The following is a 12,653-nucleotide window of genomic DNA, read 5'->3' on the forward strand; positions in this document are numbered from 1 at the left end:
AATCTAACTGATGCTTAAGGCATCAAATCTGGCTCATCAGTTCGCAAGAACTACCTATCATTCGTAATGAATTAACAAGTGGTGCTTACTCATGATGAAAATCTTTGGTTATTTCCGAAGAAATAACGTTTCTCATCCGAGCAAGCGCCCACACGAATTGCTTGATAATTTGTTAAAGAACGGCTCGTTGAAGATGTCCAGGCTGCGTTCCGAAGAACCTTGCCCGCTTCAGCGAGGCCGCCATTCTACAGTGGCGGACTTCAGTGTCAAGCGCTTGTTTCGTCCGGTGAACCGGAGAGCGAAGCTCGTTGACAGGCGGCGCATTCTACAGCGTTTCGGCCTTGTGTCAATCGCTCGTTTCATCCTGTGGATAATCCTGCGTTTGACGACCGGGTCGCTAAGAAGCTGACCGCAACAGGAGGCGCATTATAGAGTGCTGGCGCCTCCCGCCTAGTGTGTAAATACACCTATCTTCCAACCAGCGCCTATTTCAGGCGCGATGAAAATCAAATGCCAGAACATCCGCAATCTGCCGGGTCTCCGCCATCAACATATGTAGCCGGTCGATCCCCATGGCCACACCGGCACAATCCGGAAAACCTTCTTTTAAGGCATTGACCATGCGTTGATCGTAGGGATAGACCGGACGACCCAGCGATTTCCTTTCTTCCTGATCATTACAGAAACGCGCATCCTGTTCCTCACCATCCGCCAGCTCATGGTAGCCATTGGCCAACTCAACACCATTAATAAAGAGTTCAAACCGCGCAGCCACCTGCTGACCCGCTTGATCAGTCATAATGCGGGACAGCGCTGACATAGAAGCCGGGAAATCATAAACATAGACGCCTTCAAGCTGGCCATTCTCACATCCGCCCAGCTCGGGCTCGATAACTGTTGAAAACAAAAGATCCAGCCAATCGTTACGTGCCAGCCCCTGAAGTGAGGCATCCACCTTTTCATGAACGAGTTTTTCGAGTGCCTGATCACTGGCCGTATGAGGATTAATCTCAAAATGCTGTTCAAACAGCTGCTGATAACTGTAGCGACCGACTTCCCGGAAAGGTGTTACAGAAGCAAGAAGTGCGGAGACATCATCCATTAAGGCATGGTGATCAATACCCAGCCGATACCACTCCAGCATAGTGAATTCCGGATTATGGCGACCGCCGGCTTCACCGTTACGAAATACCCGCCCCAGGTAATAAATATCCTCTGAACCTGCTGCCAGCAGCCGTTTCATTGGAAATTCCGGTGACGTATGGAGATAAACCGTCTGCCGTGCACTGGTTCCTACGGGGCAAAATTCTGCACTGAAACTGTCGATATGTGGATCTACCGTGGCTGCACAGGAAAGCATCGGTGTTTCCACTTCCAACACCTGTTCGGCATGAAAATACTCCCGGATGCCCCGCAACAACTCGCCACGCCGACGCAATTCAGAAAACGATGCAGACGGTTTCCAGTCGTCATGCTCTACAGCCATGGCAGCCTCAATACTAGTCAGTTAAAGGAAAGGTCAGGAGAAGATAGCGGATTTCTGGCAAGAAAAAAGGCGGGACAGGCCCGGACACCAGTCCGGGCCGGACAGATTACTTCACACGACCGACGTATTCACCGGTACGGGTATCAATCTTCAGCACTTCACCTTCAGTGATGAACAGAGGCACCTTGACCACAGCGCCAGTGCTGAGGGTCGCGGGCTTGGTCGCGCCGGTAGCGGTATCACCTTTCAGGCCCGGATCAGTCTGGATGACTTCCAGGAACACAAAGTTCGGCGGCGCTACAGACAGGGGAGAACCGTTATAAAGGGTAACTGTGTAAACTTCCTGCTCTTTCAGCCAGCTGATGGTATCGCCTACGGCTTCCTTGCTGGCAGCGTGCTGCTCGAAGGAGCCATCGGTCATCATGAAGTGGTAGAACTCACCGTCGGTGTAGAGATATTCCATGTCCAGATCGATGACGTCTGCCGCCTCGAGGGATTCACCAGACTTGAAGGTACGTTCCCAGACTCGGTTGGTCATCAGGTTGCGCAGACGCACCCGGTTGAACGCCTGGCCCTTGCCTGGCTTAACGAATTCGTTCTCCAGAATGACGCAGGGATCACCCTCAAGCATCACCTTCAGGCCGGAGCGGAATTCGTTGGTACTATAATTAGCCATCAGGATTACACCCTAAAAAATCCACAATTATATAGACTCAATACTCATCCGTGAATTTTTATCCCTGCCGCTACCGAGGAGAAGTGGTAAATCTATACAGACAGAGCGACCCACAGTCACATACCGAACACTCCAGATACCTTTGAGCGCATGTATTTTATGAAAAGCATCATGTTGCGAAAAAAAAGCTATAGCACTTTTTCGTACTAAAAGAGATTCTTCAACCCCCTTCTCACCTAGAACCCATTGGGATTATCTATCAAATAGAGCCAGCCACCGTCCTTGTAGATCATCACTTCCAGCGCCGTACCGGTAACCTCGCTGCCGCTTATCCTCCAGATCGATTTAATCAGTGCAGTTTCGTCATTAATATGGATAGACGCAGATACGGTTTCAAGCGCAGCCCCCGCATCCATATAGCGCTTTATTTCTTGAATAATTGCCTCTCTGCCTTCCAGCAGGGAACCCTGTTCGTCAACGACATAAACCGCTTTTTCATCAAACAGTGAGCCGATACCTATCAGATCTTTTATGGAAAAATAGTTGCCAAACAAAGTATGAAGTTCCGATGGAGTCTGAGGTTTTGGGTACTCCACAGCCTGAATCAGGCCAGAAAACAACAGCACAATGACAACCATTAATCGCTTTAACATCATGACCTCCGGAAATCACGACTTATATTTGTCCCCTGTCACTCACGATGGGCTCCTCTATTAGCGGGAGAAACGGCTGGCTACACGACACTAGAAATGAACATGTCATTTATTCAGCAACATTCTTATTCATCGGTATATTATTCTATTTCTCCGGTTTCTAAGACGCTCAGAAACCAGAGAAATGATTTTGTATTCAAGTGTGAGAAACCTGTTACGAAGCACTCTCTACATCCATTCGTGCAGCTATAGCCTGAAGAACAGCTTCTTCTGCTTCTACCGCAGCAGCCATGGCCAGTTCAATGCACACGCCTGCATAATCTTCAGCACGATCTGCGTGCTTGACGAGCTTGTCGTGTTCATGATTTGCCTTCCACTGCGCAACCTGTGCTTTGATATCGCCTGTCTGTACCTCGATCAACGTTTTGAGACGCTCCCTGGCCACATCAGCTTCCTGTTTTTTTGCCTGAACCTTTACCCTGGCGTCTTCCAGTTTGGAATGAATCCCCTCATCAATGGCACCTGATGCTGCTTCAAGATTATTCTTTGTCGTTTTCAGTTGCTCCATGACAGCACCCAGCTTGGTGTCCAGCGTCGTGCGCATGCGTTCTACTGTATCGCTCACAATCGAACTCCTCTCTGCTTTTAATCAAGCAGACTGACTTCACGGTAACGCCTTAACAGGATAGATGAATAAACAACCAGTCCTTCCCACTATAGAGTTAGCCTCTCAGTTATCACGAGGTAAACCGTAATAGTCTGGCCCCAAACCAACCGATCGTGAAGCCAAGCGAACCTTCGATGAATGAAGCCTTCCGTTATCCATACAGGTTCGTGAAAATAGTTATGAAAATTCCATAATTCCCTGTTGACCCGTCTACAAGTGCAGGGCTGAGAATGGCTCTTGTGCTCACGAAGGACGTCATATGCTCACTGTTACTCAGTTGGCCAGAAAGTACGATATTTCACGCACCACACTGCTTTACTATGAGCGTGCAGGACTGCTGCGCCCCCGCCAACGGTCAGAGAACGGTTACCGCTGGTATGGCGAGGAAGAGATCAAACGACTGGAAGCCATTATTGCGTACCGCTCTTTTGGGGTACCCATCAGGAACATAGCATCACTGCTGAACCGTGAGGACGACCTGTCACAAGAGCGTCTTCTGCGTGACCAGTTTACGGCGCTTGAGAAAGAGATCCAGACACTGCGTCAGCAGCAGAAAGCGATTGTCATACTACTGGAACAACCCGATTTATTGGAGCAAACCATGGTCAACAAAGAACGCTGGGTAGAAATCATGCAGGCCGCCGGCTTCAGTGAAGACGATATGAAGAACTGGCATCAACAATTTGAAAAAATGGAACCCGATGCACACCAGGAATTCCTGGAATCGCTGAAAATCGATAACGATGAAATTGCTGATATCCGAGCCTGGTCGAAACAATAATTAAGATGTTGCGTGTAGTGCCTGTATGGTATTACACGCAGACGACACTCTATTCGCCAAAAAAAACTATCACAAACCATGATAAAGCACTGAAACTTTTTACCACTGGCTCACTCAAAATAAACTGATACAAGAATGGACAACACAATGCGACACTTATTATCTGAAGAAGACTCAAATTTCAAAACACAGTTCGAAACCTGTGTATTCCCAGTTTCTGACTTTGATCACAAGTCGCATCTCCGACTGGCCTACATTTATCTGGTTGAGAATACGATCGAAATGGCGGCTTCAATGATGCGCGAGGCATTGAATCGCTTTATACGCCACAATGGTGTCCCTTCATCGAAGTACCATGAAACGCTGACTCAGGCTTGGTTACTGGCTGTTCATCATTTCATGCATAACACCGAACGGACAGATTCGTCCCTTTCATTCATTGAGCAAAACCCGGAGGTGCTCGATACAGACATCATGCTGACGCACTACACACCGGATGTACTTTTCTCTGAAGAGGCTCGACAGACGTTTGTCCATCCAAATATTGAGATGATCCCACGACATGGTGCATAAGACACCCGGCCAAATGTGGTAATGCAAACATCGAAACACTGACGCAATCCTCATGTTGTGATGATGGAGCACCTGACGTACTCAACTTTGACCATACAATTAGCCCCGAAAGCATCACCGTTATCATGGCCGGAATCCCATCCATCCAGGTATCAAACCGGAGATGGCAACAACAAAAGATGATTATCAGACTGCAGATGTCTTTATTGGGCGTTGCATTCATGCTGGATGTTAATTATTAGTCACGCAACAATGCTGAAGGCATTCTATCGCACAGATATGATTGGTATTAACTTAACTTGTACACCAACCCTACGTTAAATGCCGGCCATTTCTTTAAAAAAAGAAATATAGCAAAGAGGTATAGATATTAATTGTTTATAAACTATTAGAGCAATTCGCGATATATAATTTATATTATATCTAATTACTTTTTTAATTTCACTTTATGTCTATAAAAAACACCTGCCAAGCATTGTTTTTATTGACTTTTTCATACAGCCCCAGTAACTTATAAACATTAATTAAAAGAAAGAAACTTTTAATTTAAAAAGCTTATTTTTCAACTTAACATTTTTAACATTCAAAAAATCACTACCAAGTTGTTTCATTCTCACCAATAACGTTAAGAAGGAGATCTATGACTACATCAATGATGAAAAAGAACCGTGGCGCTGCAGTGATTGAAATGTCATGTTTATTACTCATTGTTGTTTTTATTGTATCAATGGCTTTCTATTCAAATACCGTTTACAACGCCAAACCTGAGAATCTTGGGAAAATATTGGCATCCTATACCATGAAAAAAGATGTGAATCCTGAGCGTTAAAGCCAGCATGCCCTACCTTATGAAGCACTTTAAACCGAGAGTTGTTTTTGATGCGGAGGCCGCAAAACATTGCATACCGATTTCAAGGTAAATGCTTACCTGGCCTTCTCACCCTTCAGATCCAAACCGGTTATACCCTCAACCATTCAGCAAACTTTACCCTGAGCCTGTCCCGCAGCAACAGCACTGCAGGCGTTATCTGTTTACGGGTCGGACAAATAAGGTTCAAATCCACACCTGATGACTGATACTCCGGCAATATTCTCACGACCCGACCAGCACGAAGGTCTTCAGATATATCGAGTCGTGACTTGAAGGAAATACCTTTTCCCGCAATAGTCCACCGTCGTACAACATCCCCATCATTGGCGCAGCGGTTACTGGACACTCTGACTTTAAAATGTTCCACCCTGCCTTTTTGCCTACCGGTAAATTCCCAAACATCATTCAGACGGTTGTTAAGCTGAAAAAGCAAACAGTTATGTTTTAACAGATCATTAGGTTCTGCAGGCATACCAAACCTTGCCAGATAGGTCGGGGAAGCACACACGATCCGTTCAATGGTTGCCAGCTTGAAGGCCACCATGGACGAATCCGGCTGACTACCATACCGGATTGCCAGATCCACCCGATCCAGGTAGAAATCCGCAATTGAATCCCCTAGCAGGACGTTGATTGATAAATCAGGATGCTCCTCCATGATCTCGTCAATCCAGTCTAACAGCAGGTTACGCCCCAGGTCCGATGGTGCAGAGACCCGCAGTTCACCCGCCACTTTTCCTTCCAGTGCATGCATGGACGCTCTGCCTGCCTCAAGGCTGGTCAGTGCTTCGCGGCAATAAACCAGGAAACGCTCGCCTTCTGCAGTAATCCGTAGCTGTCGTGTAGAACGGATAAACAACGGTGTACCCAGTTGCTTTTCAAGGCGCTTCAGGGCTGCACTGGCTGCCGTAGTACTCATATCCAGCAGCTCAGCGGCACGTGTGATACTGCCACTGTCAGCAGTGTGGACAAAAAGGGCAAGATCGCCGGTATTCATTCTCAAAAATATTTTGAATATGTTTAAAACATTGCCGCGTTTATACCATTCATCCGGTGCCCAATAATAGTTTTACACCGCAGTCTATTCTGCCTAATCACTCACAGCTGACAGGAAGAACCCAACATGAAAGCCATCGGATATTTAAAAGCCCAGTCCATTGATCAGAGCGATGCACTAATCGACATTGAATTACCAACACCTCAGGCATCGGGGCGTGATCTGCTAGTAAAAGTCAAAGCCGTATCGGTCAATCCGGTAGACACCAAAATACGGGCCGCCGTCTCCCCGGAAGAAGGGCAATTCAAAGTCCTGGGCTGGGATGCCGTCGGTGAAGTGGTTGCGACCGGTGACCAGGTCGAACTGTTCAAGGAAGGCGACGAAGTATGGTATGCCGGCGATCTGACCCGACCCGGTTCCAACGCCGAGTATCAGTTGGTGGATGAGCGCATTGTTGGTGTGAAGCCCAAAACCTTATCCAGCTCAGAAGCCGCTGCAATGCCGTTAACGAGTATCACAGCCTGGGAGCTGCTGTTTGACCGTCTTGGCTTTACCCCACTTCTACCAAACAACAATGGTCAGGGTGAACACGTTAATGATGGCGCTCCACAGCCTCGCATTTTAATTATGGGCGCCGCCGGTGGTGTTGGCTCCATTCTCACCCAACTGGCTGCCAAAATAACCCATGCCATCGTGATTGGCACCGCGTCTCGTCCGGAAAGCCAGGCCTGGGTCCGTGAACTGGGCGCCAACCATGTCATTGATCATTCCCAGCCATTGCTGCCACAACTCAAGGCTTTAGGGATTGAAGATGTCAGCCATGTCATCAGCCTCACCCATACGGATCAGCATTTTGAGCAGCTGGTCGAGACACTGGCACCACAGGGCAAGCTGGCACTGATCGATGATCCGGAAAGCGGCATTGATATCATGAAACTGAAAACCAAATCCCTCTCCCTGCACTGGGAATTCATGTATACCCGCTCAATGTTCCAGACGTGGGATATGCAAAAGCAGCATGATCTCCTGAATAGCATCGCCAGTCTCATTGATGACGGCCTGCTAAAAACGACGATGGGTAATCATTACGGTGCCATCAATGCCACCAATCTCAAGATGGCTCACACACATATTGAAAGTCACCAGACTGTCGGAAAAGTTGTGCTTGAAGGTTTTTAAGATCGCCAGGATAACTACTGCTCTACTGTCTAATGATGGCGGATATCTCCCCTATCGTTAGAGGGCAGAGCATGGGACATGACTGAGCTAATCACTGCTGATTCAATGTTGCATATTAACCAAATATCCGAGGATTCATCATGAACAAGCCCTTAACCATTATCGCTCGCATTGAAGCCCGGCAGGGAAAGGTCGATCGGGTAAAAGCAGCTCTCTTAAAGCTCATCGAACCCACCCGCCAGGAAGCCGGTTGCCTGCAATATGATCTGCATCAGGACAATGAAACCCCGGAAGTGTTTATTTTCTATGAGAACTGGGAATCACGCGCTTTATTGCAACGCCATATGAACAGCGATCACCTGAAAGCGTATATGGAAGAAGTCGAAGGGTTAGTCGCCAGTTTTACGCTGAATGAAATGTGCCAGATTGGCTGAAAGCGATAGGTTACTCATCAATACTCCGTACACCGTGACAGAGAGTAAGGTTCACTTCACTATTACAAAGAATCACACCGTTTCCCCGGCTCTGAACGTCGAGATGCCGGGGAAATATAAGTCAATTGAAGCCACCGGGTGCAATGGACATCCTGCTTCATTCAGATTCCCATAAGAAAAGGCCCATACTGACGATCCGTATTTGGGATATGGCTATCAAGCCAGTTCTTGATGTACTGCATAGTCTCAAGCGTAATGTCGTCCTGACCTGCGGCAAACTGTTCCTGCAAATTGACACAGGTTTCGACAAATTTATCGTGGGAACGCTTATGGGCTTCATAGCCCTCAAATCCTTTAGCCTGCATCATTTCTTCTTCAGATCTAAAGTGCTCCACCACATAGCTGACCAGCGCATCAAGATTGTGTTTCACAATACTTCTTTCCTGGTTTTCTACAATGCTCCGATGCAACTGATTAACGAATCTAAACAGGTTCTTGTGCTCTTCATCAAACTTGGGAACCGTTGTGCCATATTGTTCCTCTGTCCAACTCATTAATGGGGTGTATCCTCTAACCTGCCCACAGGCAAACACGGGGTGAAAGAAACTGGAAAATAAAAAAAAGCAAAACCACGCTTTAGCCTTAACCATGTCGTCAACCTCCGAATATTACTCACAGGTAAAGACACTCCTAATGCCTATGACTCACTGACTTCCCACATTATCAATAAAGCTTAAGCAATCAGTCGTTATGTTTGTATCTTTGTATGTCTGTAGTTATTACATTCATTTGATAAAACACAAGGCCGGATGGGAGAACATCACACTGATGTTGATCTGGAACAATAAACACACATATAGAAAAGACGAAAAAAAAGTAATGAGCAGGAGCTATAGTACATCCGGTTCTTAAGCATCAAGCGCTGCTTAATCCATATCAATCAGCAGTGATGTTATGGGTATCCTCTTTTCTTACGATATATTTCAAGTTTCACAGATTTCCTTCAACGTTTATCGATATTTCTTCATCACCAGCACAGACAATACATCCCGTATTCTGAAAAAACGACGCTGCCTGAAATACGACTCAAATGCTCTTTCACCCGGCATGGGGTAGTAGATGTCATCCTCGTCATGAGTATGGACGATATGCAGGCGTGGATCTTGCCCTGCCATCAACCGTTTCAGCACCCGACTCAGCAGCCTGGCGCCAATCACGGCGGTAAACATCAAAACACTTTCCTGAGTAGCATGGGCGTTTAACCTGAACGACTTGCGAGCCAGAATTTCCCCAGTATCTACTCCTTCATCAATCCAGTGAATAGTCACACCGCCCCGGTCACTGCCATTATTTAACACCCAGAAATAAGCCATCGCCCCTTTGTAGACAGGCAGCCAGCCAGGGTGAACATTAAGCACACCGATTTTAGGCAGAGAGATTATGTCCTGTTTAAGTATTTGCGAAAAATAGGCGGAAATCAGCAAGTCAGGTTGCAATTTTCTGATGAATTGCTGGCAGGCCACGTCATTGATATTACCGCAATGGAACACGGGAATATTATGATCCACCGCAATTTTCCAGGCGGGCTTTAATCGTTTACGCAAGAAGGGAAACACCATGGTAATGAGGTAACCCAGTATCTGGATACAGCGTTGCCAAAGGAGTAACCAGGCGAATTTCCACCCTACCTTTTTCAAGTGGTTGATGACACGCGCACGACCACGAAGAGACAGGGTTAACGGCTGAGCTTTGACGACGCCAACAATGTTAACGCCCGGCATGCTCAACAACTTGTTCATGATCACTGCGCTACCCAGATGACCTGCTGAGTACAGAATGACCACATTCATCAATAACACTCTCCCTGTTGCCTATGCACGTCATGTGTCGTTGTTAGCGCCGTATGAGCCCCCTGCGTTGTAACGATGATAACTAACCCAGGCAAAGCGGGACAAGGTTATTGAAAATTCGGCTATCCGCTACTCACTGACAATCCCATTCAAAACCTCAGGGATACTTTGAATAATAGGTTTTCTAAGGCATGAATAAAGCGCAATCAATCGATAAACAGCTGAACGATGTTCATGAACGCTCAATGTAATAGTAAAGAAAAATGCGCCAGAAAACTTGGCTGATGAGGTTTTCTTAACAACAAACTCACAAAAGACTCCGAAGGGATACGGAAAGAGTTCGAGCCTGATCTGACACTGCATACGATAATGCGTCGGACTGTGTCAGATCAGATCTCAGTTATTGCTGTTAGGTTATAGCCTTTCTCAGTACGAACATCTGGTATCCAAATTCACCCAAATGGTGCCGATAGATGTTCAGCTCCGTTTCGATATTTCTCAATGCAGCTGACTCTGGTATGGTCGATCTAAGCGCATTAACACGCGCCTCAAGCGGTTTGATGTAGCTCTGCCAGGATTCATCGCTGAGACTAAAGGTATCGATTACCGTATAACCCGCCTCATTAGCCTGCTCAACACGCCTTGCGACTGTCGTCATATCCGGATATTCCTGTTGCCAGAACGTCAAAGCCTCCTGACTCGGAGCACCGTTAAGCCACACAAGATCGCTTAGCACCAGCACCCCCTGTGGTTCAAGGAACTTTTGCCACTGAGTAAACGCGTTGGCGACACCCATGATATATGCACTACCTTCTGCCCAGATAAGATCAAAGCTGGCCTCATCAAACGACAAATCGGTCATACTGACGCAAATCGTTTCAATGCTGTCAGCCATGCCGTCGTCCTGGACTCTTTCAACAAGACGTGCCAGAGCAGGCTCATCATTGTCGACAGCGGTAATATGTGCTGACGTATGTGCAGCAAGTAACGTTGTTGCGATCCCCTTGCCGCAGCCAATGTCCAGAATGCGTGCAGGTTCAAACGGTACCCTGGCAAGGGCTTCCAATGTATCCTTCTCCGAGCCCGGTCCCCATCGGTCCAGTGCTTCGAATACCTGCATAAAGTCGTTCATATACTGTTCGTGTGTGTTCATGTCTTTTGATAACCATTTGAGCCTGAGCGCTTCCTTTTGCGTGAAGCCCTGATTCATTAACCACTCCAGGTGCGCATCCGGTGCGACCTCGTCCAGGGATTGATGCCACGCCTTGAGTTCTCCTTCACCGAGCATCGCAGCCAGCAACTGTCGGGACTGTTGTTTTTGGGCAATCTCGTCATCTAACTGCTTCAGGCGTTTTAGCAATAAAGAACGATCCACCCGGCTATTGAGGCAGGCCTTGCACTCTTTCAGCGTCAGCCCACCGGCCTGCAGTTTCTGTATCAACCGCAGCCGCTGGGCGTCTTTTTCGCTATAGATACGGTATCCGTTAGCCTGCCGTTTCCCTGCTATCAGCCCCTGTTTTTCGTAGTAGAGCAAGGTACTGCGGGAAAGGCTGACACGTTCCGCAAGTTCAGCAATAAAGTACATTCGTAGGCTCCGGTCTGCGGCAATGTGCCCGGTGAATATGAGGCACCTTAAACTATGAAGCTATAGACAGGTCAAGCTAAAGCGTGCTGTGAATAGGCACCAACAAAAACCTTTGTGGCTGACAATTGAATGTGGAGGGGAAAGGGGATAACTAACGCGGCTGATTAATCGCCAAATATTTAACTATGCGCTTACCTATCTTGCCTTTACAGGGCATGCCATACACGTCTCCGTGTTCTGAACGATCAGAAACCGGAGACGTGAGCTTCAGCAGGATAAGATATATCCAGAACCTCTCTTTTTTTGGTTCTGACCAATGCCAATTATCCTCTAGAACGAGAAGTCGGCAACGTCCTTGCCGTCAACTTTGATCAGACAAACGGGTCTTAGTAACGTACTGCTCGGTGTGCCCAGTCCACATTCTGCAATGACTGTTTTTGTCTGCCACTCTCCGGAAACTGGTTTAAACACTATAGGCTGACGCATGTATTTCTCATTATTACCCTCATATTCAGGGAATAAAGGATTACCAATCGACTGATCGATCACCAGGGTTCCGTTAAGTTTGACGCTCAAATGATTGGCAAGCATCTCATTGAACGAAGATGTGATCTGTACCGTTTCGTGGTTAATGGTAGCAATGGATGAACGGTAGGTTACCGGGGTTAAACTTACACAGCCGGAGACAAAAAGACAGGCTCCTGAGACAACTACCTGCCTGAAACTCATTATCGGGAAAAATTTCATTTCTATAATCCCTGTTTTTGAATACAGCCTTATCCAGTTTACTCCCGTAAACTCAGAGATGGAACGATAGTGTAAAAAATGCTGCCAGGACGACAGAATCTAACGCTGGATCGTGACAAGTCATGATGTTTTTCAAGAAACAGCTATATGGCAA

Annotated in this window: 14 protein-coding genes; 5 read left to right on the forward strand and 9 right to left on the reverse strand. The window is 47.0% G+C overall.

Annotated features, from left to right (window positions below; all coding sequences use genetic code 11):
* Positions 1-490 precede the first annotated feature (490 nt).
* The 4 genes from epmA to KHS78_RS08305 form a co-directional block, all read right to left on the reverse strand.
* Positions 491-1,486, reverse strand: a complete 996-nt coding sequence (gene epmA, locus KHS78_RS08290; protein ID WP_211827174.1) for an EF-P lysine aminoacylase EpmA — start codon at positions 1,484-1,486, stop codon at positions 491-493.
* 106 nt (positions 1,487-1,592) lie between these two features.
* Positions 1,593-2,162 carry an elongation factor P gene (gene efp / locus KHS78_RS08295; protein ID WP_211827182.1) on the reverse strand — a complete coding sequence of 190 codons (570 nt, stop codon included), beginning with the start codon at positions 2,160-2,162 and terminating at the stop codon, positions 1,593-1,595.
* 236 nt (positions 2,163-2,398) lie between these two features.
* Entirely contained in the window at positions 2,399-2,818 is a 420-nt protein-coding gene (locus tag KHS78_RS08300; RefSeq protein ID WP_211827184.1) for a YybH family protein, read from the reverse strand.
* 211 nt (positions 2,819-3,029) lie between these two features.
* Positions 3,030-3,440 carry a hypothetical protein gene (locus tag KHS78_RS08305; RefSeq protein WP_211827186.1) on the reverse strand — a complete coding sequence of 137 codons (411 nt, stop codon included), beginning with the start codon at positions 3,438-3,440 and terminating at the stop codon, positions 3,030-3,032.
* 301 nt (positions 3,441-3,741) lie between these two features.
* On the opposite strand from KHS78_RS08305, the gene KHS78_RS08310 reads away from it, so the two are divergent.
* The 3 genes from KHS78_RS08310 (at position 3,742) to KHS78_RS08320 (ending at position 5,665) form a co-directional block, all read left to right on the forward strand.
* Positions 3,742-4,263: a MerR family transcriptional regulator gene (locus tag KHS78_RS08310; RefSeq protein WP_211827188.1), complete on the forward strand. Its 522-nt coding sequence runs from the start codon at positions 3,742-3,744 to the stop codon at positions 4,261-4,263.
* Positions 4,264-4,410: 147 nt separating this feature from the next.
* Entirely contained in the window at positions 4,411-4,836 is a 426-nt protein-coding gene (locus KHS78_RS08315; protein ID WP_211827190.1) for a hypothetical protein, read from the forward strand.
* A 640-nt stretch (positions 4,837-5,476) separates the two neighbouring features.
* Complete coding sequence (locus KHS78_RS08320) at positions 5,477-5,665, forward strand: hypothetical protein (protein ID WP_211827192.1); 189 nt, start codon at positions 5,477-5,479, stop codon at positions 5,663-5,665.
* A 130-nt stretch (positions 5,666-5,795) separates the two neighbouring features.
* Here KHS78_RS08320 and KHS78_RS08325 read toward each other — a convergent pair whose 3' ends face one another.
* Complete coding sequence (locus tag KHS78_RS08325; protein WP_211827194.1) at positions 5,796-6,704, reverse strand: LysR family transcriptional regulator; 909 nt, start codon at positions 6,702-6,704, stop codon at positions 5,796-5,798.
* Between the two features lie 126 nt (positions 6,705-6,830).
* Here KHS78_RS08325 and KHS78_RS08330 point away from each other — a divergent pair, with 126 nt between their 5' ends.
* On the forward strand, positions 6,831-7,883 hold the full coding sequence (locus KHS78_RS08330) for a zinc-binding alcohol dehydrogenase family protein (protein WP_211827196.1): 1,053 nt from the start codon (positions 6,831-6,833) through the stop codon (positions 7,881-7,883).
* 140 nt (positions 7,884-8,023) lie between these two features.
* A complete protein-coding gene (locus KHS78_RS08335) occupies positions 8,024-8,317 on the forward strand; it encodes a putative quinol monooxygenase (protein ID WP_211827197.1) in 294 nt (97 codons plus the stop codon).
* Positions 8,318-8,478: 161 nt separating this feature from the next.
* Here the strand turns inward: KHS78_RS08335 and KHS78_RS08340 are convergent, their stop codons facing one another.
* The 4 genes from KHS78_RS08340 to KHS78_RS08355 form a co-directional block, all read right to left on the reverse strand.
* Positions 8,479-8,967 (reverse strand): bacteriohemerythrin, encoded by a 489-nt coding sequence (locus KHS78_RS08340; RefSeq protein ID WP_211827200.1) that lies wholly within the window; start codon positions 8,965-8,967, stop codon positions 8,479-8,481.
* 360 nt (positions 8,968-9,327) lie between these two features.
* Complete coding sequence (locus KHS78_RS08345) at positions 9,328-10,167, reverse strand: methionyl-tRNA formyltransferase (RefSeq protein ID WP_211827202.1); 840 nt, start codon at positions 10,165-10,167, stop codon at positions 9,328-9,330.
* A gap of 409 nt (positions 10,168-10,576) precedes the next feature.
* On the reverse strand, positions 10,577-11,752 hold the full coding sequence (locus KHS78_RS08350) for a MerR family transcriptional regulator (protein WP_211827204.1): 1,176 nt from the start codon (positions 11,750-11,752) through the stop codon (positions 10,577-10,579).
* A gap of 330 nt (positions 11,753-12,082) precedes the next feature.
* Entirely contained in the window at positions 12,083-12,499 is a 417-nt protein-coding gene (locus KHS78_RS08355; RefSeq protein WP_211827205.1) for a hypothetical protein, read from the reverse strand.
* Positions 12,500-12,653 lie beyond the last annotated feature (154 nt).

The organism is Kistimonas asteriae, assembly GCF_018263925.1.
GTDB lineage: Bacteria > Pseudomonadota > Gammaproteobacteria > Pseudomonadales > Endozoicomonadaceae > Kistimonas > Kistimonas asteriae.

Bases quoted from the DNA above. Each gene is read 5' to 3' on its own strand.
- epmA (WP_211827174.1), bottom strand. From the start codon at position 1,486: ATGGCTGTAGAGCATGACGACTGGAAACCGTCTGCATCGTTTTCTGAA.
- efp (WP_211827182.1), bottom strand. From the start codon at position 2,162: ATGGCTAATTATAGTACCAACGAATTCCGCTCCGGCCTGAAGGTGATG.
- KHS78_RS08300 (WP_211827184.1), bottom strand. From the start codon at position 2,818: ATGATGTTAAAGCGATTAATGGTTGTCATTGTGCTGTTGTTTTCTGGC.
- KHS78_RS08310 (WP_211827188.1), top strand. From the start codon at position 3,742: ATGCTCACTGTTACTCAGTTGGCCAGAAAGTACGATATTTCACGCACC.
- KHS78_RS08315 (WP_211827190.1), top strand. From the start codon at position 4,411: ATGCGACACTTATTATCTGAAGAAGACTCAAATTTCAAAACACAGTTC.
- KHS78_RS08320 (WP_211827192.1), top strand. From the start codon at position 5,477: ATGACTACATCAATGATGAAAAAGAACCGTGGCGCTGCAGTGATTGAA.
- KHS78_RS08325 (WP_211827194.1), bottom strand. From the start codon at position 6,704: ATGAATACCGGCGATCTTGCCCTTTTTGTCCACACTGCTGACAGTGGC.
- KHS78_RS08330 (WP_211827196.1), top strand. From the start codon at position 6,831: ATGAAAGCCATCGGATATTTAAAAGCCCAGTCCATTGATCAGAGCGAT.
- KHS78_RS08335 (WP_211827197.1), top strand. From the start codon at position 8,024: ATGAACAAGCCCTTAACCATTATCGCTCGCATTGAAGCCCGGCAGGGA.
- KHS78_RS08340 (WP_211827200.1), bottom strand. From the start codon at position 8,967: ATGGTTAAGGCTAAAGCGTGGTTTTGCTTTTTTTTATTTTCCAGTTTC.
- KHS78_RS08345 (WP_211827202.1), bottom strand. From the start codon at position 10,167: ATGAATGTGGTCATTCTGTACTCAGCAGGTCATCTGGGTAGCGCAGTG.
- KHS78_RS08350 (WP_211827204.1), bottom strand. From the start codon at position 11,752: ATGTACTTTATTGCTGAACTTGCGGAACGTGTCAGCCTTTCCCGCAGT.
- KHS78_RS08355 (WP_211827205.1), bottom strand. From the start codon at position 12,499: ATGAAATTTTTCCCGATAATGAGTTTCAGGCAGGTAGTTGTCTCAGGA.